The organism is Pseudomonas sp. PME37.24/025 (assembly GCF_055556615.1).
Genome location: NZ_JBVHNK010000200.1, coordinates 1 through 271 on the forward strand (window position 1 = coordinate 1; position 271 = coordinate 271).

Below are 271 nucleotides of genomic sequence, written 5' to 3' on the forward strand. Positions count from 1 at the left end.
CCTTGCCCAGATTATCGAGCCGGGCGACCAGCACCGCCTGGCGATATTTGTCGCTGGCGAACACGTAGAGCTCGAGCTGGTTGGTCTCGTTGAGCGCTTCCGGCTCGATCTTGCCGCCCTTGGCGGCTTCGTTCTGCAGCGGCATCGCGGTGACGTATTTGCTGCCGGCATACCACTTCGCGAGAACGGCCTGCAGGTCGGCTCCATCGGGCTTGCCCGGCAGCGCGTCGAGCTGCAGGGGCACCGACACCAGCATGCCCTGCCGGTAGTT

Annotated in this window: 1 pseudogene; it reads right to left on the minus strand. The window is 64.9% G+C overall.

Going from position 1 to position 271, the window contains the following annotated elements:
- Positions 1–271: pseudogene (locus ACZ3HH_RS30065) on the minus strand (N-acetyl-gamma-glutamyl-phosphate reductase); the annotation flags it as partial.